Raw genomic sequence first — 24,408 nt, 5'->3', positions numbered from 1 at the left:
GTCGGAACGGGCCGGTTTTACCTACGCGAAGTTCTTGCGTAGACTGGTTCACCGGTGTTGAAACACGGATGATGACGTGTGCCCCAGTTCAAGCTGGTGTTGGGTCGTCACAGAGTGCAATTCACTCCATAGGGTAGTGGCGCAATTGGTAGCGCAGCGGTCTCCAAAACCGCAGGTTGCAGGTTCGAGTCCTGTCTGCCCTGCGCAAGCTGTTCCGGGCGAAAGCCCGGGGCAGGCGCAGCAACCATGGTTCTGATCAGGGCCGGGTAATCCACCATTGCAAAGATGAGCGAGGACCAGGTGACCGAAACAGCTGCCAGCAGCTCCAAGGGCCGCCCAGCTAAGAAGGAAGCCAAGGCAAACTTCTTCGCCCGCATTGCACTCTTTGTCCGCCAGATCATCGGCGAACTGAAGAAGGTTGTTGCCCCCACCCGCAAGGAACTGATCAACTACACGCTCGTGGTGCTGGTGTTCGTGGCCATCATGATGGTCATCGTCAGCCTGCTGGACATAGGTTTCGGAACCGCTGTCAGCTGGATCTTTGGCGGCACCGGTCCCAAGGACAGCTAGGCTGCACGGTCCGCAGGCCGCGTGTTCCGCCGGGAAACCGGAAGGATGCACCGGTGTGCGGAATTGAGCCATTTAAATAGGCATGTTAGGCAATGAGGAAGCAGGAGACCAAGTGTCTGAGCAGGAGCTCGAGGTAACCGAGACTGGGCTGGAAGAATCCCCGGACGTCACGGCAGAAGCCGGCGAAGAGTCCGAGGTTGAGTCCTCCGCGCCCGAATCCGACGACGCCGCCTCCGATGTTGCCGACGCAGACGCTGCCGACGCTGCAGAAGCCGGTGACGAAGAGACCGACGCCCTTGCCGCCGCGGCAGCCAGTGCAGCTGCGGACCCGGCCGAGGAATTCAAGGCCAAGCTGCGCCGCCAGGAAGGTGACTGGTACGTCATCCACTCCTACGCCGGTTACGAAAACCGCGTGAAGGCCAACCTTGAAACCCGCATCCAGACCCTGGACATGGAAGATTACATCTTCGAAATCCAGGTGCCCATGGAAGAAGTCGTGGAGATCAAGAACGCCCAGCGCAAGGTGATCAACCGCGTCCGCATCCCCGGCTACGTCCTGGTCCGCATGGACCTGACCGACGCCTCCTGGGGCGCCGTCCGCCACACCCCCGGCGTCACCGGCTTCGTGGGCAACGCCCACAACCCGGTCCCGCTGCGCCTGGACGAGGTCTTCTCCATGCTCGCCCCTGTCTTCGAAGAGGAGCAGGCCGAGAAGGGCAAGCCGGTCAACAAGCAGAACCAGGCTCCCGTGGCCGTGGACTTCGAGGTCGGCGAGTCCGTCATCGTCAAGGAAGGCCCGTTCGAGACCCTTCCCGCCACGATCTCCGAGATCAAGCCCGAGTCCCAGACCCTCGTGGTGCTTGTCTCCATCTTCGAGCGCGAAACGCCCGTCACCCTGGCGTTCAACCAGGTCACCAAGATCTGAGAATCCTAGAATTCGTCCCGGCGCCGCCCGCTTAGCGGCACCGGAACGGCCGGCCGCCTTGCCATGGCGGCCAAAAACCTGAGGCACGCTCCTGTGCCCCAGGACGTTATTGAGAGAAGGACCCTACATTGGCTCCCAAGAAGAAGGTCACCGGCCTCATCAAGCTGCAGATCCAGGCAGGTGCCGCCAACCCGGCCCCGCCGATCGGTCCTGCGCTTGGCCAGCACGGTGTCAACATCATGGAATTCTGCAAGGCGTACAACGCTGCCACGGAAGCCCAGCGTGGAAACGTCATCCCCGTGGAAATCACGGTCTACGAAGACCGCTCCTTCACGTTCATCACCAAGACCCCGCCGGCTGCAGAGCTCATCAAGAAGGCTGCAGGCGTTGCCAAGGGTTCATCCACCCCGCACACCGTCAAGGTTGCCAAGCTGACCCAGGCCCAGGTCAACGAGATCGCCTCCACCAAGATGGAAGACCTCAACGCCACCAGCCTCGAAGGCGCAGCGAAGATCATCGCCGGCACCGCCCGCTCCATGGGCATCACCGTCGAGGGCTAATTCCCCATACCGCTGTCCAGCGTCGTGGTAATTGACGACGACGGGCGGCACCGCCGGGACACCGGCACCAAGAAAATTCAAATGTTGGCCATCCGGCCGGATAACGAACCGGATTGGGCGACTGTGGCAGGGCCCAGCGCGGTCCGCAGACCACAACTGCACAAGGAGAAACAAGCAGCATGGCAAAGCGCAGCAAAGCATATGAGGCAGCAGCCGCCAAGATCGATGCAACCAAGCACTACGCACCGTTCGAGGCAGTAACGCTGGCCAAGGACACCAACCCGTCCAAGTTCGACGCCACCGTTGAGGTTGCCTTCCGCCTCGGCGTCGACCCCCGCAAGGCTGACCAGATGGTCCGCGGCACCGTCAACCTGCCCCACGGCACCGGTAAGACCGCCCGCGTCCTGGTTTTCGCCACGGGTGACAAGGCTGAGGCCGCAATCGCAGCCGGCGCCGACTTCGTTGGTTCCGATGACCTGATCGAACGGATCGCAGGCGGCTGGACCGACTTCGACGCCGCCGTTGCCACCCCTGACCTCATGGGCAAGGTTGGCCGCCTCGGTAAGGTCCTGGGCCCGCGTAACCTGATGCCGAACCCGAAGACGGGCACCGTGACCCCCGACGTCACCAAGGCCGTCAACGACATCAAGGGTGGAAAGATCGACTTCCGCGTCGACAAGCACTCCAACCTGCACTTCATCATCGGCAAGGTTTCCTTCGACGCGCAGAAGCTGGCTGAGAACTACGCAGCCGCCCTGGAAGAGGTTCTTCGCCTCAAGCCGTCGGCATCCAAGGGCCGCTACATCCAGAAGGCCACCGTGGCCACCACGTTCGGCCCCGGCATCTCCGTGGACCCCAACGTCACCAAGGTGCTCACCGAGGCGTAGTCCTTGATTGAAGTTCCTGCCCGGACTGATTCCGGAGCATCCGAAGACCGTCCCTGCGCATCAGCGCCGGGGCGGTCTTCTTTTTGACCCGGCGCTTTCCCTAAGCTGGCTTGAGCGGCCACGCCGATCCGTCTGAACGCAACCCGGACTGCTCGCGCCGGATTGGTGATTGCCGCCGTCGTGCTTCTTCCGGACCCAGGGAGCAACGACCCTCGGCGTGCTCGGCCCGGACATGGAATGCCAGCGGAAACCAGCATATGCTGGCGATAAATGTTGCACTTGGATTCAAACCTGTTGGTTATGAAGGTGAGTGGCAGAAACGGCTGGGATGATGCCCGAATGGCAATAGACGTTAAGATCGAGCAGCTCTGGATCCCCGACTCATTGGATACCCCGGACGCTGCGGACTTCCTGGCGGCCGTGGAAGTGGGCCGCAAAGTGCGCATGCAGACCTGGGGCAGTGACGATCTCGCCTATGGTCCGCTCGAGAAGCTGCTGGAGTTCGCGGATCCTTATGAGCGCCAGCTGATCCTCGTGGCCAAGGTGGACGGCGCCATTGTAGGCACGGTGGACATTGCGCTGCCCCTTACCGACCACCTTGACCTCGCCGAGCTCACCCTCGACATCCTTCCGGAGTACCAGCGGCAGGGCGTTGGACGCCGGCTGCTGGAGGCGGCCGAACAGCTGGCCCGGGGTGAAGGCCGCACCATGATCCTGGTGGACACCAATCACCCCGGCGCTTCACTGCACGAGTTTGAGCAGGCCCAGCTGGTCCCCGGGTCGGGGCAGGGGTTCGTGCCGCTGGAGAGCCGGGAGGTGGAGTTCGCCCGGAAAACCGGGTACACCCTTCAGCACATTGAGCAGTTCAGCTCCTGCCTCCTGCCCCTGGACACCAAGCTCGTGGCAGACCTCCAGGCCGAAGCCGAGGAAGCGAACAACGGCAGGTACCGGCTGCACCATTGGACGGACCGCTGCCCCGAGCGCTGGCTGGAGGCGGTGGCGGCCCTGGAGAACCAGGCGGGGGTGGACGTTGACCCTTCCCTGGACGCGCCGATTGAGCAGGACATGGTGTTCGACGCCGGCATCCTTCGGGAGGCGGAAGACGTCGCCATCGCGCAGGGGAGACGGACGGTGGTCACCGCCGTGGAGCATATCGCCACGGGAGCGCTGGTGGGACTCACCACCATCACAGTGTTGGCGCACCGGGCCGATGTCGTATTCCAGGACGACACCCTGATCCTGCAGGAGCACCGCGGCAACAAGCTGGGCCTGCTGATCAAAGTGGCCAATATGGAACGGCTCAGTGAGCAGTTCCCGGATGCGCGCATTATCTACACCTGGAATGCGCCGGAGAACCGCTACCTCCTGACGGTCAACAAGCAGCTCGGTTTCCAGACTGCGGGAGTTACGGGAATCTGGCAAAAAGAGCTTCCCACCCTGCATACCAGCACCAGTTAGGGCCCGATTTGGAGGACGGGTACCGCCTCGCGTAAGCTGGAAGTACCAAAGACCGTCGGTTGTTGGAAATCCACTCTCCTGAACATGGCTCAACTCTGTAGTTGTGTGCTGGGGACAACAGTGGCTTTCCGGACGAAGGACCCTCAACGCAGGGCGGCCGGCGCAGGTGAACGAAGCAAAGTTCCGCGGTACAGCCGCGTTGAGCCAAGCCCCGTGCATCTGCGCGGGGCGTTTTTAGTTTTAGCTCTCTTGAGCGGGGACCGTCGAATACCGGCACTATCCCCGGAAGGAGGGTTATGGCAACGCCTACCAAGGTTTCAGCAGTAGCTGAGATCACTAACGATTTCAAGGAATCGAACGCCGCTGTCCTGACCGAATACCGCGGGCTCACCGTTGCACAGCTCAAGCAGCTGCGTGTTTCTCTCGGCCAGGACACCAAGTTCGCGGTCGTTAAGAACACCCTGACCGCCATTGCAGCCAAGGAAGCCGGCGTCGAAGCATTCGACGGCCAGCTTGCCGGCCCCACTGCAATCGCGTTCATCAAGGGTGACGCAGTTGCCGCTGCCAAGAGCCTGACGGATTTTGCCAAGGCCAACAAGCAGCTGGTCATCAAGACCGGTTACTTCGAGGGCAAGGCGCTGGACGCCAGCGAGGTTGCCGCACTGGCTGCCCTCGAGTCCCGTGAGCTGCAGCTCGCCAAGGTTGCAGGCGTCCTCAAGGCCCCTGCCGCCGCAGCTGCACGCATCATCGACGCACTGCGCCTCAAGCTTGAAGAAGAGAACGGTGCACCGGCAGCTGCCGAAGCGCCCGCCGCTGAAGAAGCTCCTGCCGCTGAAGAAGCTCCTGCCGCTGAAGCCGACGCTGCCGCCGAAGCTCCCGCTGCCGAAGAGAACTAATTCTCTTACCCCCACCAGACTCCGGTGCCAGTCCGGCCCAGCGCCGTTCGGACACCACAACAGGAAGGACGCCTACCATGGCGAAGCTCAGCAACGAAGAGCTCATTGAAGCTTTCAAGGAACTGACCATCATCGAGCTCTCCGAGTTCGTCAAGCTCTTCGAAGAGACCTTCGAAGTTACCGCTGCTGCTGTAGCCGTTGCCGGCCCTGCCGGTGGCGGAGCTGCTGAAGAGGTTGAAGAGAAGACCGACTTCGACGTCATCCTCGAATCTGCCGGTGACAAGAAGATCGCAGTCATCAAGGAAGTTCGCGCCATCACCTCCCTCGGCCTCAAGGAAGCCAAGGACCTGGTTGACAGCGCTCCCAAGGCTGTCCTCGAAGGCGCCAACAAGGAAGCTGCCGAGAAGGCCAAGGATCAGCTCGAGGCTGCAGGCGCCACCGTTACCCTCAAGTAACAGCGCCTTTTCCCGGGAAACCCCGCCCCACTGCGAACCAGTTGAGCGGGGTTTCCTGCTTTAACCATTTCCGGACCTAGCCGGGCTCACTGATGTCAGCCACCACTGCGCCCAGCGCTGCAGTGAGTGCGTCGGCGTCAACAAAGGCGCTGTAGCCATGGGCACCGGCCCCCATGGAGATACGGCGGCCGGTAATGGTGGCATCAGCGTAGACAGGCCATGCCGTGGTACTCCCCAGGGGCGTGATGGTGCCCCGCTCGTAACCGGTCGCTTCCAGCGCGGTTTCGGCAGGCGGCAGGGACAGCTTGTTGACGCCCACCAGCGTGCGCAACTTGGGCCAGGAGATTTGCCGGTCGCCCGGGATCAGGGCGAACAGGAAGGTCCCGTCCTTGCGCTTGACCACGAGCGACTTGACGATGTCCGCCGGGCTGATGCCCAGGATGTCCGCGGCCTCTTCGAGGCTCCTCGCTGCGGGCCGCTCCACTACCTCGACCTGCAGGCCCCGGGCCTCGGCGTCGGCCAGGAAGCGTTCCTGCCCGACGCCGTCCGTTCCGTTTCCGGATGCGCCCGCCATCAGTCGCGGTACAGCAGGAGGGCCTCGCCCTGCCCGCCCCCGCCGCAGAGGGATACGGCAGCCTTGCCGGTTCCGCGCCGCTTCAGCTCATGGGCGGCGTGGGCAGCCAGGCGGGCTCCGGAGGCGCCAATCGGGTGCCCCAGTGCGATGGCGCCGCCGTGGATGTTGCACTTTTCCAAGGGGTAGTCAAGGTCCTTGAGGGACTGCACCGCGACGGAGCCGAACGCCTCGTTGATCTCGATGAAGTCGAGGTCGGAGGTGTTCCAGCCGGCCTTGCCAAGGGCATTCAGAATGGCATTCGAAGGCTGTGAGTGCAGGGAGTTGTCAGGACCGGCAACTTGGCCCGGCTTTCCCACCACCGCCAGGTATTCCAGCCCGTGCTCTTCGGCGTAGCCGCGCGAAGCGAGCACCAGGGCGGCGGCCCCGTCGGACAGGGGAGAGGAGTTGCCCGCCGTAATGGTGCCATCGGTAACGAAGGCCGCCCGCAGGCCGGCCAGCGACTCCACCGACGTATTCGGACGGACGCCCTCGTCAGTATCCACCACCAGCGGGTCGCCCTTGCGCTGCTTGACGCTGACAGGTGCGATCTCGCCGTCGAACGTTCCGTTCTTGGCCGCAAGCGCCGCACGCTGGTGCGACTGGGCAGCCACGTTGTCCTGCGAGGTTCGGTCGATGCCCAGCGTGAGGTTGCGCGTCTCGGTGGACAGGCCCATGGACTGTCCGTCAAAGGCGTCGGTCAGGCCGTCGTGCGCGGCAGCGTCCAGCGCCTGGATGGATCCGTACGTCCACCCCTGGCGTGATCCGGGAAGCAGGTGCGGGGCCCGGCTCATCGACTCCTGCCCGCCTGCCACCACCACCGCAGCCTCGCCGGCGCGGATCATCCGGGCTGCGTCGATCACCGCTGTCAGACCGGAAAGGCACACCTTGTTGACCGTTACCGCGGGGACATTCCATCCGATGCCGGCGCCGATGGCGCTCTGCCGTGCCGGGTTCTGTCCGGCGCCCGCCTGCAGCACCTGCCCCATGATGACCGCCTCCACGTCGGCGGCCTCCACACCGCTGCCTGCCAGCGCGGCCTTGATGGCGTGGGCACCCAGTTCCACTGCCGTAAGGCTGGAGAGTTGGCCGTTGATCCGGCCCTGCGGAGTCCGTGCCGCCCCGAGGATGACAACGTCGTTGCTGTCGGGAGAGTTGACCATGGTTACCACTTTCAATCCGGTTCCGGTGTAGGCCACCAAGGCTATCGTGAGCCTGGTCACCCAACTATGCAAACGCTGGAACGCCTATGTGCATTCCTGGCAGGGGAGGGGTCCCCATCCGGGCATTGTGCACGACGGCGGCCGGTTGCGTAGGGTGGACGGCGAGGCTTTGAGGGGCGTTCTTTGCAGCGGAAACTCTTTGCGGGGGACTGGGCCGGCACGCGGGACGGACGGAATGGGAATCGTGATGAAGACAGTGACGGCGGCAGTGATCGCGGTATTGACCGGCTGCGCGCTGGCAGGCTGCTCTGTGTCCACGCCGGCACCGGCAGAATCTGCTCCGTCCGCCACTTCCCCTTCGGCCCCGGCCCGGGAAACGGAAAGCAGCAGCCCGGCAGTCGGTGGCACAGCTACGGGCGGGGTGGGCCAAGGCCCCGACGCTGCCGGAACCCGGGAATCCTGCGAACTCTTCAACAAGCTGGTGGCGGACTACGGCGCCGTATCGCCCACCGACTCCAATGGCTACGAGGACGTGTACCTGAAGGCGCAGGACGCGAAGGACACCGTGTCCGGCGACCTCAGGGGGCTTTTCAGCTCCCTAAGCCTGCTGGCCATGGACCGGTCCTCGGCAGCGGAGACCGGCGGCAAGCCAGCGCAGGAATCCCAGGACGCAGTCAGGGATGCCGTCTTCGCCAACTCCGCGGCGTGCACTGCAGCGGGCGTAACCCTCCGGCTCTGACAGGGGAAGCCCAGGAAGCGGCTGCTGGGGGACGGATATCCGGTGCTTGCAATCCGACCGGATGTGGGGTAGACACGAAGGTTGTTTTGCCGTATCGTAGATATTTGCGTCTTCCCTGTTTACCTTCAGCCTTCATATAGCGGTGGGCTTCGCCCGACAGCTGGCAATCAACGTGCCGTAAACGGTCACATCATAGCCAGTTCGGGTCCCGGGTCATATAGCGGAACCGGATGGTAGCGCTGCGAAGTCACTTCGCAGGGTGCACAGCGGGGGAGATCTGAAAACGCCTGAAGGTCTGTGGAAGGATCCCTCTTGGTCGCCTCGAGCACCTCTAATAACGAAACCGCTAACACTGCCGACAGCACTGATGGTGCCACTCGCCGGCTCTCATTCGCAAAGATTCACGAACCTCTTGACGTTCCGAATCTGCTTGCCCTGCAGACGGACAGCTTTGACTGGCTGGTCGGCAATGAGCGCTGGCAGGCACGCGTGGCAAAGGCTGTCGAAGAAAACGATCTCAGCGTCGCCACCACGTCCGGCCTGTCGGACATCTTCGAAGAGATCTCCCCGATCGAGGATTTCCAGGGCACCATGTCCCTGAGCTTCTCCGATCCGGAGTTCGCTGACCCCAAGTACACCATGGCTGAGTGCAAGGACCGGGACGCCACGTACTCGGCTCCGCTGTACGTCAAGGCCGAGTTCATGAACAACAACACGGGCGAAATCAAGCAGCAGACCGTGTTCATGGGTGACTTCCCGCTGATGACCGAGAAGGGCACCTTCGTCGTCAACGGCACCGAGCGTGTCGTCGTTTCCCAGCTGGTTCGTTCACCGGGCGCCTACTTCGAGCGCGCCGCTGACAAGACCAGTGACAAGGACATCTTCACCGCGAAGATCATCCCGTCCCGTGGTGCGTGGTTCGAGCTCGAAATCGACAAGCGCGACCAGGTCGGGGTCCGCCTTGACCGCAAGCGCAAGCAGTCCGTCACCGTCCTGCTGAAGGCCCTTGGCTGGACCGAAGGCCAGATCCTCGAAGAGTTCGGCCAGTACGACTCGATGCGGGCAACCCTGGAGAAGGACGCCACCGAAACCCGCGAAGACGCCCTCCTGGACATCTACCGCAAGCTGCGTCCGGGCGAGCCGCCCACCGTTGAGGCTGCCCAGTCCCTGCTGGACAACCTGTACTTCAACTCCAAGCGCTACGATCTGGCCAAGGTTGGCCGCTACAAGATCAACCGCAAGCTGGGCATCGACCGCTCCCTTGGTGACAAGGAAGCTTCTGTCCTGCACGTTGAAGACATCGTTGCCATGATCAAGTTCCTCGTTGCGCTGCACGCCGGCGAGAAGACCATCAAGGGCACCCGCGATGGCCAGGAAGTGGACCTGCGCGTCGAAATCGACGACATCGACCACTTCGGCAACCGCCGCATCCGCGCCGTCGGCGAGCTCATCGAGAACCAGGTCCGCACAGGCCTGTCCCGCATGGAGCGCGTTGTCCGCGAGCGTATGACCACCCAGGACGTCGAGGCCATCACGCCGCAGACCCTGATCAACATCCGCCCCGTGGTTGCAGCCATCAAGGAGTTCTTCGGAACCTCCCAGCTGTCGCAGTTCATGGACCAGAACAACCCGCTCTCGGGCCTGACCCACAAGCGCCGCCTGTCGGCCCTTGGCCCCGGTGGTCTGTCCCGTGACCGCGCCGGCATGGAAGTCCGTGACGTGCACCCGTCCCACTACGGACGCATGTGCCCCATCGAAACCCCTGAAGGCCCCAACATTGGCCTGATCGGTTCGCTGGCTTCCTACGGACGCATCAACCCGTTCGGCTTCATCGAGACCCCGTACCGTCTGGTCAAGGACGGCGTCGTGTCCGACGACGTCCAGTACTTGACGGCCGACGACGAAGCCGAGGTGCTGATCGCCCAGGCCAACGCGCCGCTGGACGAGAACAACAAGTTCGCCGAGGACACTGTCCTCGTGCGTGCCCGTGGTGGTGGAGGCGAGCCCGTCCTGGTTCCGGCCGAGGACGTTGAGTTCATGGACGTTTCCCCGCGCCAGATGGTGTCCGTGGCAACCGCCCTGATCCCGTTCCTTGAGCACGACGACGCCAACCGCGCACTCATGGGTGCCAACATGCAGCGCCAGGCTGTGCCGCTGGTCCGTTCCGAGGCCCCCGTCGTGGGCACCGGCATGGAGCGCGCCGCCGCAGTCGACGCCGGTGACGTTGTCATTGCCAAGAAGGCCGGTGTGGTCACCGAGGTTTCCGCCGAGCTCGTCATCATGCTCAACGACGACGGCACCGAGACCAACTACCGCATCAACAAGTTCGCCCGCTCCAACCAGGGCAACTGCTACAACCACCGCGTACTGGTGAACGAAGGCCAGCGCCTGGAAGTTGGCGGCATCATCGCCGACGGCCCGGCAACGGACCAGGGTGAACTGGCACTCGGCAAGAACCTGCTCGTGGCATTCATGTCATGGGAAGGCCACAACTTCGAGGACGCCATCATCCTCTCGCAGCGCATCGTTGCCGAGGACGTCCTTTCCTCCATCCACATCGAGGAGCACGAGATCGATGCCCGCGACACCAAGCTTGGTGCCGAGGAAATCACCCGTGACATCCCCAACGTGTCCGAGGAAGTCCTCGCAGGGCTGGACGAGCGCGGCATCATCCACATCGGTGCCGAGGTTGAAGCAGGGGACATCCTGGTCGGAAAGGTCACCCCGAAGGGTGAAACCGAACTGACCCCGGAGGAGCGCCTCCTGCGCGCCATCTTCGGCGAGAAGTCACGCGAAGTGCGTGACACCTCCCTGAAGGTGCCCCACGGCGAGTCCGGCACCGTCATCGGCGTGCGCGTCTTCGACCGCGACAACGACGACGAACTGCCCCCGGGCGTCAACCAGCTGGTCCGCGTCTACGTGGCTGCCAAGCGCAAGATCACCGACGGCGACAAGCTCGCTGGCCGCCACGGCAACAAGGGTGTTATCTCCAAGATCCTCCCGATCGAGGACATGCCCTTCCTGGCCGACGGTACCCCCGTCGACATCGTCCTGAACCCGCTGGGTGTTCCGGGCCGTATGAACGTGGGCCAGGTGCTCGAAACGCACCTGGGCTGGGTTGCCAAGACCGGTTGGAAGATCGAAGGCGAGCCGGAGTGGGTCAAGCAGCTCCCCAACCTGCCCCGCGAGAGTGGTCCCACCACTGTTGCAACGCCGGTGTTCGACGGTGCCCGCGAAGAGGAAATCACGGGCCTGCTGGATTCCACGAACGTGACCCGAGATGGTGACCGCCTGATCAACTCCTCGGGCAAGACCCGCCTGTTTGACGGCCGCTCCGGCGAGCCGTTCCCGGATCCGATCTCGGTCGGCTACATGTACATCCTGAAGCTCCACCACCTGGTGGACGACAAGATCCACGCGCGCTCCACCGGCCCGTACTCCATGATCACGCAGCAGCCGCTGGGTGGTAAGGCACAGTTCGGTGGCCAGCGCTTCGGTGAAATGGAAGTGTGGGCGCTCGAAGCTTATGGCGCCGCCTACACGCTCCAGGAACTCCTCACGATCAAGTCGGATGATATCCACGGTCGTGTGAAGGTCTACGAAGCGATCGTCAAGGGCGAGAACATCCCCGAGCCGGGCGTTCCCGAATCCTTCAAGGTCTTGATCAAGGAAATGCAGTCGCTGTGCCTGAACGTGGAAGTTCTTTCCACGGACGGAACCACAATTGAAATGCGTGACTCTGATGACGCAGTCTTCACGGCTGCGGAGGAACTGGGCATCGATCTGTCTCGCGCAGAGCCCAGCTCCGTAGAAGAGGTCTAGAAGGCGCCCGTACGACGGCGGGTGGGAACCCGCCGTCGTACGCCGCCCTCCCTCATCCCGCACCTAAGACTTCAGAATTTAGAGAACAAGAGAGAACAGGGACCATATGTCCAGCGAATCCTCCTTCGGCCTCATGCAGATCGGCCTCGCCACCGCGGAAGACATCCGCGGCTGGTCGTACGGCGAGGTTAAGAAGCCGGAAACCATCAACTACCGCACGCTCAAGCCCGAGAAGGACGGCCTCTTCTGCGAGAAGATCTTCGGCCCGTCCCGCGACTGGGAATGCTACTGCGGCAAGTACAAGCGCGTGCGCTTCAAGGGCATCATCTGTGAGCGTTGTGGCGTCGAAGTCACCCGTGCCAAGGTCCGCCGTGAGCGCATGGGCCACATCGAACTGGCCGCACCGGTTACCCACATCTGGTACTTCAAGGGTGTTCCGTCCCGCCTGGGCTACCTCCTTGACCTGGCTCCGAAGGACCTCGAAAAGGTCATCTACTTCGCTGCCTACATGATCACCAGCGTCGACGAGGCTGCCCGCCACGAGGAACTGCCCAACCTGCAGGTTGAGCACGACATCGAGAAGAAGCAGCTGATCGACAACCGCGACGCCGACATCGCCGCGATCGCCCGCGACCTCGAAGGCGAAATCGCACGCCTCGAGGGCGAAGGCGCCAAGGCTGCCGACAAGAAGAAGGCCCGCGACTCCGCCGACCGCCAGATGGCCAACGTGCGCAAGCGTGCCGACGCCGACATCGAGCGCCTCGAGCAGGTCTGGGACCGCTTCAAGAACCTGAAGGTCGCCGACCTCGAAGGTGACGAAGGCCTGTACCGCGAACTGCGCGACCGCTACGGCATGTACTTCGAAGGCTCCATGGGTGCCGAAGCCATCAAGAAGCGCCTTGAGAACTTCGACATGCAGGCCGAGTCCGAGTCCCTGCGCGACGTCATTGCCAACGGCAAGGGCCAGCGCAAGACCCGTGCCCTCAAGCGCCTGAAGGTGGTCAACGCGTTCCTGACCACCAACAACAGCCCGCTCGGCATGGTCCTCGACGCCGTCCCGGTGATCCCGCCGGAACTGCGCCCCATGGTCCAGCTGGACGGTGGCCGCTTCGCGACCTCCGACCTTAACGACCTGTACCGCCGCGTGATCAACCGCAACAACCGCCTCAAGCGCCTGCTTGACCTGGGTGCTCCGGAGATCATCGTCAACAACGAGAAGCGCATGCTTCAGGAAGCTGTTGACAGCCTCTTCGACAACGGCCGCCGCGGCCGTCCGGTCACCGGACCGGGCAACCGTCCGCTGAAGTCCCTGAGCGACATGCTCAAGGGCAAGCAGGGCCGTTTCCGCCAGAACCTCCTCGGCAAGCGCGTCGACTACTCCGGCCGTTCGGTCATCGTCGTCGGCCCGCAGCTGAAGCTGCACCAGTGCGGCCTGCCCAAGCAGATGGCACTGGAGCTCTTCAAGCCGTTCGTGATGAAGCGCCTGGTTGACCTCAACCACGCCCAGAACATCAAGTCGGCCAAGCGGATGGTGGAGCGCTACCGCCCGCAGGTCTGGGACGTGCTCGAAGAGATCATCACCGAACACCCGGTGCTGCTCAACCGTGCACCTACCCTGCACCGCCTGGGCATCCAGGCGTTCGAGCCGCAGCTTGTTGAAGGCAAGGCAATCCAGCTGCACCCGCTGGTTTGTGGCGCATTCAACGCCGACTTCGACGGCGACCAGATGGCAGTCCACCTGCCGCTGAGCCCCGAGGCGCAGGCTGAGGCCCGCATCCTGATGCTGTCCTCGAACAACATCCTGAAGCCCTCTGACGGACGCCCGGTCACCCTGCCTTCGCAGGATATGATCATCGGCCTGTACCACTTGACCACCAAGCGCAAGGGGTCGGCCGGCGAAGGCCGCATCTTCGGTTCGGTTTCGGAAGCCATCATGGCCTTCGATGCCCGCGAGCTGCACCTGAACTCGCAGGTCAAGATCCGCCTCGAAGGCTTCGTCCCGTACGCCGGCTGGGAAGCTCCCGAAGGCTGGGAGCAGGGCCAGCCCGCACTGGTTGAAACCTCCCTGGGCCAGGTCCTCTTCAACGAGACCCTGCCCGAGGACTACCCGTGGGTTGAGGCTGTTGCCGACAAGGGCGAACTGTCCCGCATCGTCAACGACCTCGCCGAGCGCTACCCGAAGGTTGTCACCGCTGCAACGCTGGACAACCTCAAGGATGCCGGTTTCTACTGGGCCACCCGTTCAGGCGTCACCGTCGCCATCTCCGACATCGAGGTTCCGGCTGCCAAGCCGGAAATCCTTGCCGGGTACGAAGAGCGCGCCGCCAAGATCCAGGGCCAGTACGATAAGGGCCTGATCGACGACGACGAGCGCCGCCAGGAACTCATCGAGATCTGGAACAAGGCCACCAACGATATCGCCTCGGTGATGCGTGAGAGCCTGTCCCCGATGAACACCATCAACCGCATGGTGTCCTCCGGTGCACGTGGTAACTGGATGCAGGTCCGCCAGATTGCGGGTATCCGTGGTCTGGTGGCCAACCCTAAGGGTGAGATCATCCCGCGCCCCATCAAGTCCTCCTACCGTGAGGGCCTGTCGGTGCTGGAATACTTCATCGCCACGCACGGTGCCCGTAAGGGCCTGGCCGATACCGCTCTGCGTACCGCCAACTCGGGTTACCTGACCCGTCGTCTGGTGGACGTCTCGCAGGACGTCATCGTCCGTGAAGAGGACTGCGGCACCGAGCGCGGCCTGGTCACGCCCATCGCCGTCGCCGACGCCAACGGTGAGCTGGTCCTGGACGAGAACGTCGAGAACAGCGCTTACGCACGTACGCTGGCTGTCGACGTCGTGGACTCCGAGGGCAACGTCCTCGCAGCCGCCGGCACCGACTGCGGCGACGTGGTTATCGCCGAGCTCTTCAAGGCAGGCATCACCGAGGTCAAGGTCCGCTCCGTACTCACCTGTGAGTCCAGCGTCGGCACCTGCGCCCTGTGCTACGGCCGCTCGCTGGCCACCGGCAAGACCGTGGACATCGGCGAGGCCGTGGGCATCATCGCCGCACAGTCCATCGGTGAGCCCGGTACCCAGCTGACCATGCGTACGTTCCACACCGGTGGTGCTGTTTCCGCCGGTGGTGGCGACGACATCACCCAGGGTCTGCCCCGTATCCAGGAGCTCTTCGAAGCCCGCACTCCGAAGGGTGTTGCACCGATTGCTGAAGCAGCCGGCCGCATCACCATCGAAGAGTCCGAGCGCCAGATGCGCCTGGTCATCACCCCGGATGACGGCTCGGAAGAGATCGCCTACCCGGTGCTGCGCCGTTCACGGCTGCTGATCGAAGACGGCGACCACGTTTCCGTGGGCCAGAAGTTGATCAACGGCCCGGTGGACCCCAAGCAGGTCTTGCGCATCATGGGTCCGCGTGCGGCACAGAAGTTCCTGGTGGACGAGGTCCAGGGCGTGTACCGCAGCCAGGGCATCGGTATCCACGACAAGCACGTCGAGGTTATCGTCCGCCAGATGCTGCGCCGCGTCACGGTCATCGAGTCCGGCGAATCCGACCTGCTGCCCGGCGAGCTCGCTGAGCGCAGCCGGTTCGAGGAAGCCAACCGCCGCGTTGTGTCCGAGGGCAAGACTCCGGCTTCCGGACGTCCTGAACTGATGGGCATCACCAAGGCGTCGCTGGCCACCGAGTCCTGGCTGTCTGCAGCTTCCTTCCAGGAGACCACCCGCGTCCTGACGCAGGCGGCCATGGAAGGCAAGAGCGATCCGCTGCTGGGCCTCAAGGAAAACGTCATCATCGGTAAGCTGATCCCGGCCGGCACGGGCCTCCCGCGCTACACCGAGGTCACCGTCGAGCCCACTGAAGAAGCAAAGGCCAACCTGTTCACCGGCCCCAGCGCATTCAGTGACTTCTCGTACGACACCCTGGGTGGAGATGGAGCTCCCGAGTTCCACGCCATCCCGCTGGATGACTACGACCTGGGCAACGACTTCCGCTAAGAGGCAGTTTTAGCCACGGGATGGTCCTTCACCGCAAGGTGGGGGACCATCTCCCGTTAACATCGATTGCTCCGTACCTGTCGTTCTGGTGACCCATAACGACAGGTACGGAGCAACCGATGGGGGAGATGCCCCGATTAAGGCATGGAGCCTGTCCATGCTAGACTTGTTACCAATTGTTATTGTGGCAGTGGATGAGAGCGCCGGTGTCAGCTGAAAGGCTGGACCAGAGCGACGTTTCCGGTTTGCAGGGTTCTTGTGCAACGTATGCCACATTTTTGCATGCCTAGGGAACTGCAGGAATGTACGTTTCGTCCCGGTGTGCGATCCGACTATTAAGGCTTCGCCTTCGCCGCCATGGAGATTCCCTTCAGGGCCCGGGCGGCGGGGCAACGCAAAAGGAGAGTGGCCGGAAACAGCCACTCCGGATAAAACGGAGAACACGAGAGTGCCTACGATTAACCAGCTGGTCCGCAAGGGCCGCACGCCTAAGGTCTCAAAGACCAAGGCTCCCGCGCTTAAGGGCAGCCCCATGCGCCGCGGTGTCTGCACCCGCGTCTACACCACCACCCCGAAGAAGCCGAACTCGGCTCTGCGTAAGGTGGCACGTGTGCGCCTCAACGGCGGCGTGGAAGTTACCGCCTACATCCCCGGTGTTGGCCACAACCTGCAGGAGCACTCCATTGTGCTCGTTCGCGGTGGTCGTGTGAAGGACCTTCCGGGTGTCCGCTACAAGATCGTCCGTGGCGCCCTCGATACCCAGGGTGTAAAGAACCGTAAGCAGGCCCGCAGCCGCTACGGCGCAAAGATGGAGAAGAAGTAATATGCCTCGCAAGGGTCCGGCCCCCAAGCGGCCGCTCGTTTCGGATCCGGTATACGGTTCCCCGCTGGTAACCCAGCTCATCAACAAGGTGCTCGTTGACGGCAAGAAGTCCACGGCAGAGCGCATCGTCTACGGTGCCCTCGAAGGCGCCCGCGCCAAGTCGGGCGGCGACCCCGTTGCAGCCCTCAAGAAGGCCATGGACAACGTCAAGCCTTCCCTCGAGGTCCGCTCCCGCCGTGTCGGTGGCGCCACCTACCAGGTGCCGGTTGAGGTCAAGCCGGGCCGCTCCACCGCCCTCGCCCTGCGGTGGCTGGTTGGCTACTCCAAGGCCCGCCGTGAAAAGACGATGACCGAGCGTCTCCAGAACGAAATCCTGGATGCGTCCAACGGTCTCGGTGCCGCTGTGAAGCGTCGCGAAGACACCCACAAGATGGCCGAGTCCAACAAGGCCTTCGCACACTACCGCTGGTAATACTCCCCGGACGCCGCCGGCTCAACCGAGCCGGCGGCGAACGCGTAGTCCATCCCAAAAGGAGACCCCGTGGCACAGGACGTGCTTACCGACCTTAGTAAGGTCCGCAATATCGGCATCATGGCCCACATTGATGCCGGCAAGACCACCACCACCGAGCGCATCCTGTTCTACACGGGTGTGAACCACAAGATCGGCGAAACGCACGACGGCGCGTCGACCACCGACTGGATGGAACAGGAAAAGGAACGCGGCATCACCATCACGTCTGCCGCCGTGACCTGCTTCTGGGAAAACAACCAGATCAACATCATCGACACCCCTGGCCACGTGGACTTCACGGTTGAGGTTGAGCGCTCCCTGCGCGTCCTCGACGGTGCAGTTGCCGTCTTCGACGGCAAGGAAGGCGTTGAGCCGCAGTCCGAGACCGTATGGCGCCAGGCTGACAAGTACAACGTCCCGCGTATCTGCTTCGTCAACAAGATGGACAAGCTCGGTGCTGACTTCTACTTCACCGTAGACACCATCATCAGCCGCCTCGGTGCCAAGCCGCTGGTCATGCAGCTGCCCATCGGTGCCGAGAACGACTTCATCGGCGTCGTCGACCTGCTTTACATGCGTGCCCTGGTTTGGCCGGGCGACGCCAAGGGCGACGTGACCATGGGTGCCAAGTACGAGATCCGTGAGATCCCGGCTGACCTCCAGGAAAAGGCTGAAGAGTACCGCGCGAACCTCGTTGAGACCGTTGCAGAGTCCTCCGAGGAACTCATGGAGAAGTACCTTGAGGGCGAAGAGATCTCGATCGACGAGCTCAAGGCCGGCATCCGCCAGATGACCATCAACTCCGAGCTGTACCCGATCTTCTGTGGCTCCGCGTTCAAGAACCGTGGCGTCCAGCCGATGCTCGATGCAGTTGTGGACTACCTGCCGAACCCGCTCGACGTCCCCCCGATGGTCGGTCACGATCCTCGCGACGAAGAGAAGGAACTGACCCGCAAGCCTTCCGCTGAGGAGCCGTTCTCGGCCCTGGCATTCAAGATTGCTGCTCACCCCTTCTTCGGTCAGCTCACCTTCATCCGCGTGTACTCCGGTCACGTGGAAGCAGGCGCGCAGGTGGTCAACTCCACCAAGGGCAAGAAGGAGCGCATCGGCAAGCTGTTCCAGATGCACGCCAACAAGGAAATGCCCGTTGAGGGCGCTACCGCAGGCCACATCTACGCAGCCATCGGTCTGAAGGACACCACCACGGGTGACACCCTGTGTGATGCCAACAACCAGATCGTGCTCGAGTCCATGAGCTTCCCGGAGCCCGTGATCTCGGTTGCCATCGAGCCGAACACCAAGGGTGACCAGGAGAAGCTCTCCACGGCCATCCAGAAGCTCTCCGCTGAGGACCCCACCTTCCAGGTGTCCCTCAACGAAGACACCGGCCAGACCATCATCGCCGGCATGGGCGAGCTCCACCTGGACATCCTGGTGGACCGCATGCGCCGCGAGTTCAAGGTCGAGGCAAACGTGGGCAAGCCCCAGGTTGCCTACCGCGAAACCATCAAGCGCGCCGTCGAACGCCACGACTACACGCACAAGAAGCAGACCGGTGGTTCGGGCCAGTTCGCAAAGATCCAGATCGCCATCGAGCCGCTGGACACCGCTGAGGGTGAGCTGTACGAGTTCGAGAACAAGGTCACCGGTGGCCGCGTTCCGCGCGAATACATCCCGTCCGTCGACGCGGGCATCCAGGACGCATTGAACGACGGCGTCCTGGCCGGCTACCCGGTTGTCGGCATCAAGGCCACGCTGATTGACGGCGCGTACCACGATGTTGACTCCTCGGAAATGGCGTTCAAGATCGCCGGCCGTATGGCTTTCAAGGAAGCTGCACGCAAGGCGAACCCGGTTCTGCTCGAACCACTGATGGATGTCGAGGTCCGCACCCCTGAGGAATACATGGGTGAAGTTATCGGTGACCTCAACTCCCGCCGTGGCCAGATGCAGTCCATGGAAGATGCACAGGGCGTCAAGGTCATCCGTGCGCACGTTCCGCTGTCCGGCATGTTCGGCTACATCGGCGACCTGCGCTCCAAGACCCAGGGCCGTGCTGTCTACTCCATGACGTTCAACAGCTACGCCGAGGTCCCGAAGGCAGTTGCCGACGAGATCATCCAGAAGTCCCGCGGCGAGTAGTCTTTTCCGGACTTTCAAAGCGAACACCCCGGGTTCGGTGGCCTCCAAAGGCCGACGAACCTGGTGCAGGAGGCCGGCCGGTCCAGGCCGGCCCCCTGCACCGACAGGCTCAGGGGACTAGTATTAGTTCCTGAATCTGCGATTTCACCAATCCAAAGCCCCCCAAGTAGACTTGCCTGAGTTCTACCGCGACAAGCGCGGCTGGAGGGCAAGCTATTTGTAAACGTTCTAGGAGGAACCTGTGGCAAAGGCAAAGTTCGAGCGGACTAAGCCGCACGTCAACATCGGCACCATTGGTCACGTTGACCACGGTAAGACGACGCTGACGGCCGCCATTTCCAAGGTGCTGTACGACAAGTACCCGGATCTCAACGAAAAGCGTGACTTCGCGTCGATCGACTCTGCACCCGAAGAGCGTCAGCGCGGTATTACCATCAACATCTCCCACGTGGAGTACCAGACCGAGAAGCGTCACTACGCACACGTTGACGCCCCCGGCCACGCTGACTACATCAAGAACATGATCACCGGTGCTGCTCAGATGGACGGCGCAATCCTCGTGGTTGCCGCTACCGACGGCCCGATGGCTCAGACCCGCGAGCACGTTCTGCTCGCCCGCCAGGTTGGTGTTCCCTACCTGCTGGTCGCGCTGAACAAGGCTGACATGGTCGATGACGAGGAACTCCTCGACCTCGTCGAAATGGAAGTTCGTGAGCTCCTGAGCTCGCAGGGCTTCGACGGCGACAACGCTCCGGTGGTTCGCGTTTCCGGCCTGAAGGCCCTGGAAGGCGACCCCGAGTGGGTCAAGTCCGTTGAGGACCTGATGGCTGCTGTCGACGAGTCCGTTCCGGACCCCGTACGTGACCGCGACAAGCCGTTCCTGATGCCGATCGAAGACGTCTTCACCATCACCGGTCGTGGCACCGTTGTTACGGGCCGCGCCGAGCGTGGAACCCTCGCCATCAACTCCGAGGTCGAGATCGTCGGCATCCGCCCGGTCCAGAAGACCACGGTTACCGGTATCGAGATGTTCCACAAGCAGCTCGACGAAGCATGGGCCGGCGAGAACTGTGGCCTGCTGCTCCGTGGCCTGAAGCGCGACGATGTCGAGCGTGGCCAGGTTGTCGTCAAGCCGGGTTCCATCACCCCGCACACCGACTTCGAGGCCAACGTCTACATCCTCTCCAAGGACGAAGGCGGACGTCACAACCCGTTCTACTCCAACTACCGCCCGCAGTTCTACTTCCGTACCACGGACGTAACCGGCGTTATCACCCTGCCCGAGGGCACGGAAATGGTTATGCCCGGCGACAACACTGAGATGACCGTTGCGCTCATCCAGCCCATCGCCATGGAAGAGGGCCTCGGCTTCGCAATCCGCGAAGGCGGCCGCACCGTTGGTTCGGGACGCGTTACCAAGATCATCAAGTAGTACTTGCTGATCAAGGATTTGCTGGGCCTCGGCCCACACTAAAATCCATAAAGAAAGCCCCGCTGCTAGGCAGCGGGGCTTTCTTTATGCCCAAAAGCCCCGGCCGGGACGTTGCGGAACCGCTACGGACAAGCCCCTGATACTGTGGCAGCACTGAAAGGAGATCATCATGGGATGGCTTATTTTCCTGATCATCGCGGTTGTGGTGGTTGGCGGGGTGTTCTGGGTCAGAAGGAACTTCCGGCACGAAATTGACCGGGCCAAGCGGATCAACAGGGCAAACAAGAACCAGTAGCCGCCCTCCCTCCGGCCAACTTGCCGGTACACCTTATTCCTACTTTTCGGGATACCTAAATTCGCGGTATCCTCGTCTTAGTGACGCCGCAACGACGAGGACATGTGATGGCTGTATCGATTATGACGGCGCAAACCGCCACTCCGGGGCTCTGGTCCCGCCTCCTGCTGCTGGGGCCTGCCTTCGTGGCAGCCATTGCTTATGTGGACCCTGGAAACGTCGCGGCTAACCTGACGGCCGGCGCCAGCTTTGGGTACCTGCTCGTCTGGGTCCTCGTGGCCGCCAACGGGATGGCCGTTCTCATCCAGTACCAGTCCGCCAAGCTTGGGCTCGCCACTGGCATGAGCCTGCCGGAAATCCTCGGCCAGCGGCTGGGAACCCGCCGCCGACGCGCCTATTGGGTGCAGGCCGAGGTCGTTGCCGGAGCCACGGACCTGGCTGAGGTCATCGGCGGGGCAGTTGCGCTTAATCTGCTGTTTGGCCTGCCGCTGCTCGCCGGTGGGGTCGTCATTGGCGTTGCGTCAATGCTGTTGCTGGCACTGCAGTCGCGCCGGAGCCAGAAGTCCTTCGAGTTCGCGATCCTCACCCTTCTTGGTGTGATCGCCGTGGGGTTCGTCTCGGGCCTGTTCGTCGCTCCGCCGGACGCGGGCGGCGCCCTGGCCGGCCTTGTACCGCGCTTCGAGGGAACCGATACAGTCCTGCTCGCTGCCAGCATGCTCGGTGCAACCGTCATGCCGCACGCGATATACCTGCATTCAGCCCTCGCCCGGGACCGCCACGGCTTCTCGAAGGATCCTGCCGTCAGGACGCGGTTGATCCGGACCACCCGCGTGGACGTCGCCGGCGCCCTGCTGCTTGCCGGCGTCGTCAATATCGCCATGCTGCTGTTGGCTGCCACCAGCCTCCGCGGGGTGGAGGGCACTGACACCATTGCCGGTGCCCACGCGGCGGTCACGTCGGCACTGGGGCCGGTCATCGGCGTCGTATTCGCCGTAGGCCTGCTGGCCTCCGGACTGGCGTCCACCTCCGTGGGCTGTTATGCCGGGGCCACCATCATGGGCGGCCTGCTGAAGATGAGGATTCCGCTGCTGGTCCGCCGAACCGTGACCCTGATCCCGGCGTTGCTGGTCCTTGGCGCGGGCATCGAACCCACGGTAGCCCTGGTCCTCAGCCAGGTCCTCCTGAGTTTCGGTATCCCGTTCGCGCTGATTCCGCTGATCCGGCTTACCGGAAGCCGCAAGGTGATGGGCGTCCATGTGGATTCCAAGCCCCTCCGGATCGCCGGTTGGACCAGTGCCACCCTTATCGTGGGGCTGAACTGCGTTCTGATCTTCCTGACTGTCACCGGGCACTCCTGACCCACAGAGCCGGCCAGGCTAGTCTGATCGGCCATTCCTTGCGCGGGACAGGGCCTGGTACCAGTAGAAGGACCTCTTGGGCGTCCGCTGCAGCGTCTCAAAGTCCACGTGCACCAGGCCAAAACGTTGCGAGTAGCCGGCGGCCCACTCAAAGTTGTCCATGAGCGTCCACACGAAATAGCCACGCAGGTCCAATCCCTCTGCCAGGCCCCCGGGAGCCGTGGCCTCAAGCGCCGCACCCAAATGACTGGCCAGGTACTCCACCCGATCGGTATCCTCGAGGGTCCCCGAAACGCGGTCAGGTTCCGGGAAACTGGCGCCGCCCTCGGTGATGTAGACCGGGGGGAGGGCCGCTCCGTAACGGTCGCGCATTTCCTGCAGCAGGATGCCCAGGTGTTCCGGCGCCACGGGCCAGCCGAAGCCCGTACTCCCGTACTCCGGATAGCCCACCTCGTGGAAGGGCAGCTTGGCAAGCTCCTTGTGCATGTCCGCAGGCAGCGGGGTGATGCCTGGCCCCACGGCCACCTTGACCGGGAAGTAGTAGTTGAGCCCGTAGAAATCCAAGGGCTGGTGGATGGTTTTGAGATCCGCGTCGGAAATCCTGCCGATGGAACGCAGCCAGGGCTTCGCGTACAGCGGCAGCGACGGGTAGCGGCCCAGCAGGACCGGATCCGCGTACATCCTGTTCATCAGCAGGTCATAGAGGTGGGCGACGAGCCTATCGCCGATTTTTCGTGAGGCGGGCCTGACGGGAGAGTGCAGGTTGGACAGGCCTACTCCGCCGGCCACTCCAGCAGCCCGCAGCGCCTGCACGCCGAGCCCGTGTGCCAGGAGCTGGTGATGGACGGCGGGAAGGGCGTCGAACAGCAGCCGGCGGCCGGGTGCATGCACCCCCAGTGCGTAGCCGTTCAGGGTGACCGATACGGGTTCGTTGAGGGTGACCCACTGAGCCACCCGGTCTCCGAACCGCTCACCGGCGGCTCTGGCATACTCGCCGAACCGCTCGGCCGTGTCCCGGTTCAGCCAGCCGCCGCGGTGTTCCAGGGGCAGGGGAGTGTCCCAGTGGTAGAGCGTTGCCATGGGTGAGACGCCTGCTTCGAGCAGTTGGTCGATGAGACGGTCGTAGAAATCCAGGCCTTCGGCATTGAGGGCACCCCGTCCATCAGGCTGGATGCGTGGCCAGGACAGGGAGAACCTGTAGGAGCCTACGCCCAGTTCCTTCAGCAGCGCGACATCCTCCGGGAGCCTGTTGTAGTGGTCGCACGCCACTGCGGGGGAGTGGCCGTCGAGGATGGCACCGGGCTTCTCCGCGAAGGCATCCCACCCCGATGGCCCACGGCCCCCGGCCTTCAGCGAGCCTTCAATCTGGAATGCCGCTGCCGCGACGCCGAGGATGAACGACGGCGGCACGCGCCCGGCCAGTTCCGTCACCGATTCTGTACTCTCCAGGGTCATGCCCCTATCATCCAGCCGCTCCCGGCCCGCGGCAATGGCCCTGACGAGCATCGATACGGAGCCAATTCGCATCTGCCGCAGTTTTCCGGCATACTAGATGAGTTGTTCAAGCGCTTCTTCGTGTCCCGATCCGGATAATGCCGGGTGCAGGGTCCAAGCTGAAGACCAAACATAACCCACCCCAATGGAATTGCGGATTTGTATGCGTGTTCAGCGCGACACGCCCGACCGCGGGGGTCGGTTGCGCCGGCAGGTTGAGGAACCCGGATTCATCCGGATTCAGCTTGCGCGGCGGATG

At 63.0% G+C, this 24,408-nt stretch carries 19 protein-coding genes, 1 tRNA gene and 1 pseudogene; 18 read left to right on the top strand and 3 right to left on the bottom strand.

Going from position 1 to position 24,408, the window contains the following annotated elements:
* The first annotated feature begins 130 nt into the window (after nucleotides 1-130).
* From LFT46_RS14580 to rplL, 9 genes and pseudogenes are all read left to right on the top strand, one after another.
* A tRNA-Trp gene (locus LFT46_RS14580) sits at nucleotides 131-203 on the top strand.
* An 82-nt stretch (nucleotides 204-285) separates the two neighbouring features.
* On the top strand, nucleotides 286-570 hold the full coding sequence (gene secE, locus LFT46_RS14575) for a preprotein translocase subunit SecE (protein ID WP_056388913.1): 285 nt from the start codon (nucleotides 286-288) through the stop codon (nucleotides 568-570).
* Between the two features lie 112 nt (nucleotides 571-682).
* The gene (gene nusG, locus LFT46_RS14570) at nucleotides 683-1,495 is read left to right on the top strand and encodes a transcription termination/antitermination protein NusG (protein ID WP_236799122.1); all 813 of its coding nucleotides are present in this window, start codon (nucleotides 683-685) and stop codon (nucleotides 1,493-1,495) included.
* A 128-nt stretch (nucleotides 1,496-1,623) separates the two neighbouring features.
* Nucleotides 1,624-2,055, top strand: a complete 432-nt coding sequence (rplK, locus tag LFT46_RS14565) for a 50S ribosomal protein L11 (RefSeq protein WP_018760472.1) — start codon at nucleotides 1,624-1,626, stop codon at nucleotides 2,053-2,055.
* A gap of 179 nt (nucleotides 2,056-2,234) precedes the next feature.
* The gene (gene rplA / locus LFT46_RS14560) at nucleotides 2,235-2,942 is read left to right on the top strand and encodes a 50S ribosomal protein L1 (RefSeq protein WP_236799121.1); all 708 of its coding nucleotides are present in this window, start codon (nucleotides 2,235-2,237) and stop codon (nucleotides 2,940-2,942) included.
* A 209-nt stretch (nucleotides 2,943-3,151) separates the two neighbouring features.
* A pseudogene (locus LFT46_RS14555) lies at nucleotides 3,152-3,274 on the top strand (GNAT family N-acetyltransferase); the annotation flags it as partial.
* 7 nt (nucleotides 3,275-3,281) lie between these two features.
* A complete protein-coding gene (locus LFT46_RS14550) occupies nucleotides 3,282-4,400 on the top strand; it encodes a GNAT family N-acetyltransferase (RefSeq protein ID WP_236820182.1) in 1,119 nt (372 codons plus the stop codon).
* Nucleotides 4,401-4,696: 296 nt separating this feature from the next.
* A complete protein-coding gene (rplJ, locus tag LFT46_RS14545) occupies nucleotides 4,697-5,296 on the top strand; it encodes a 50S ribosomal protein L10 (RefSeq protein WP_236820181.1) in 600 nt (199 codons plus the stop codon).
* 77 nt (nucleotides 5,297-5,373) lie between these two features.
* Nucleotides 5,374-5,751 (top strand): 50S ribosomal protein L7/L12, encoded by a 378-nt coding sequence (gene rplL, locus LFT46_RS14540; protein ID WP_236799119.1) that lies wholly within the window; start codon nucleotides 5,374-5,376, stop codon nucleotides 5,749-5,751.
* Nucleotides 5,752-5,827: 76 nt separating this feature from the next.
* On the opposite strand, the gene LFT46_RS14535 is transcribed toward rplL, so the two are convergent.
* The gene (locus LFT46_RS14535; protein WP_236799118.1) at nucleotides 5,828-6,325 is read right to left on the bottom strand and encodes an aminoacyl-tRNA deacylase; all 498 of its coding nucleotides are present in this window, start codon (nucleotides 6,323-6,325) and stop codon (nucleotides 5,828-5,830) included.
* Nucleotides 6,325-7,524, bottom strand: coding sequence for an acetyl-CoA C-acetyltransferase (locus LFT46_RS14530; protein ID WP_236820180.1), 1,200 nt, complete (start codon nucleotides 7,522-7,524; stop codon nucleotides 6,325-6,327). Before LFT46_RS14530 ends, LFT46_RS14535 begins: the two co-directional genes overlap by 1 nt.
* Nucleotides 7,525-7,771: 247 nt before the next feature.
* Between LFT46_RS14530 and LFT46_RS14525 the strand changes: the two genes are divergently transcribed.
* From LFT46_RS14525 to LFT46_RS14490, 9 genes are all read left to right on the top strand, one after another.
* Nucleotides 7,772-8,263, top strand: a complete 492-nt coding sequence (locus LFT46_RS14525; protein ID WP_236799116.1) for a hypothetical protein — start codon at nucleotides 7,772-7,774, stop codon at nucleotides 8,261-8,263.
* A gap of 312 nt (nucleotides 8,264-8,575) precedes the next feature.
* Entirely contained in the window at nucleotides 8,576-12,085 is a 3,510-nt protein-coding gene (rpoB, locus tag LFT46_RS14520; protein WP_236799115.1) for a DNA-directed RNA polymerase subunit beta, read from the top strand.
* 106 nt (nucleotides 12,086-12,191) lie between these two features.
* The gene (locus LFT46_RS14515) at nucleotides 12,192-16,091 is read left to right on the top strand and encodes a DNA-directed RNA polymerase subunit beta' (RefSeq protein ID WP_236820179.1); all 3,900 of its coding nucleotides are present in this window, start codon (nucleotides 12,192-12,194) and stop codon (nucleotides 16,089-16,091) included.
* 448 nt (nucleotides 16,092-16,539) lie between these two features.
* Nucleotides 16,540-16,914 (top strand): 30S ribosomal protein S12, encoded by a 375-nt coding sequence (rpsL, locus tag LFT46_RS14510; RefSeq protein ID WP_009358312.1) that lies wholly within the window; start codon nucleotides 16,540-16,542, stop codon nucleotides 16,912-16,914.
* 1 nt (nucleotide 16,915) lies between these two features.
* On the top strand, nucleotides 16,916-17,386 hold the full coding sequence (gene rpsG, locus LFT46_RS14505; RefSeq protein WP_003803829.1) for a 30S ribosomal protein S7: 471 nt from the start codon (nucleotides 16,916-16,918) through the stop codon (nucleotides 17,384-17,386).
* Nucleotides 17,387-17,455: 69 nt separating this feature from the next.
* On the top strand, nucleotides 17,456-19,570 hold the full coding sequence (fusA, locus tag LFT46_RS14500) for an elongation factor G (RefSeq protein ID WP_236799113.1): 2,115 nt from the start codon (nucleotides 17,456-17,458) through the stop codon (nucleotides 19,568-19,570).
* Between the two features lie 241 nt (nucleotides 19,571-19,811).
* On the top strand, nucleotides 19,812-21,002 hold the full coding sequence (tuf, locus tag LFT46_RS14495; RefSeq protein WP_141159762.1) for an elongation factor Tu: 1,191 nt from the start codon (nucleotides 19,812-19,814) through the stop codon (nucleotides 21,000-21,002).
* A 169-nt stretch (nucleotides 21,003-21,171) separates the two neighbouring features.
* Nucleotides 21,172-21,297, top strand: coding sequence for a hypothetical protein (locus LFT46_RS21175; RefSeq protein WP_268815694.1), 126 nt, complete (start codon nucleotides 21,172-21,174; stop codon nucleotides 21,295-21,297).
* A 107-nt stretch (nucleotides 21,298-21,404) separates the two neighbouring features.
* Nucleotides 21,405-22,655 (top strand): Nramp family divalent metal transporter, encoded by a 1,251-nt coding sequence (locus LFT46_RS14490; RefSeq protein ID WP_236820178.1) that lies wholly within the window; start codon nucleotides 21,405-21,407, stop codon nucleotides 22,653-22,655.
* A gap of 18 nt (nucleotides 22,656-22,673) precedes the next feature.
* Here the strand turns inward: LFT46_RS14490 and LFT46_RS14485 are convergent, their stop codons facing one another.
* Complete coding sequence (locus LFT46_RS14485) at nucleotides 22,674-24,110, bottom strand: GH1 family beta-glucosidase (RefSeq protein ID WP_236822049.1); 1,437 nt, start codon at nucleotides 24,108-24,110, stop codon at nucleotides 22,674-22,676.
* Nucleotides 24,111-24,408: the final 298 nt, after the last annotated feature.

Source organism: Arthrobacter sp. FW306-07-I (genome assembly GCF_021800405.1).
GTDB lineage: Bacteria > Actinomycetota > Actinomycetes > Actinomycetales > Micrococcaceae > Arthrobacter.
This window is presented reverse-complemented; position numbering and strand designations above follow the sequence as displayed.

Bases quoted from the DNA above. Each gene is read 5' to 3' on its own strand.
- LFT46_RS14525 (WP_236799116.1), top strand. From the start codon at position 7,772: ATGAAGACAGTGACGGCGGCAGTGATCGCGGTATTGACCGGCTGCGCG.
- LFT46_RS14490 (WP_236820178.1), top strand. From the start codon at position 21,405: ATGGCTGTATCGATTATGACGGCGCAAACCGCCACTCCGGGGCTCTGG.
- rpsG (WP_003803829.1), top strand. From the start codon at position 16,916: ATGCCTCGCAAGGGTCCGGCCCCCAAGCGGCCGCTCGTTTCGGATCCG.
- LFT46_RS14550 (WP_236820182.1), top strand. From the start codon at position 3,282: ATGGCAATAGACGTTAAGATCGAGCAGCTCTGGATCCCCGACTCATTG.
- secE (WP_056388913.1), top strand. From the start codon at position 286: ATGAGCGAGGACCAGGTGACCGAAACAGCTGCCAGCAGCTCCAAGGGC.
- LFT46_RS14515 (WP_236820179.1), top strand. From the start codon at position 12,192: ATGTCCAGCGAATCCTCCTTCGGCCTCATGCAGATCGGCCTCGCCACC.
- LFT46_RS14535 (WP_236799118.1), bottom strand. From the start codon at position 6,325: ATGGCGGGCGCATCCGGAAACGGAACGGACGGCGTCGGGCAGGAACGC.
- LFT46_RS21175 (WP_268815694.1), top strand. From the start codon at position 21,172: ATGGGATGGCTTATTTTCCTGATCATCGCGGTTGTGGTGGTTGGCGGG.
- LFT46_RS14530 (WP_236820180.1), bottom strand. From the start codon at position 7,524: ATGGTCAACTCTCCCGACAGCAACGACGTTGTCATCCTCGGGGCGGCA.
- LFT46_RS14485 (WP_236822049.1), bottom strand. From the start codon at position 24,110: ATGACCCTGGAGAGTACAGAATCGGTGACGGAACTGGCCGGGCGCGTG.
- rplA (WP_236799121.1), top strand. From the start codon at position 2,235: ATGGCAAAGCGCAGCAAAGCATATGAGGCAGCAGCCGCCAAGATCGAT.
- rplL (WP_236799119.1), top strand. From the start codon at position 5,374: ATGGCGAAGCTCAGCAACGAAGAGCTCATTGAAGCTTTCAAGGAACTG.
- rplJ (WP_236820181.1), top strand. From the start codon at position 4,697: ATGGCAACGCCTACCAAGGTTTCAGCAGTAGCTGAGATCACTAACGAT.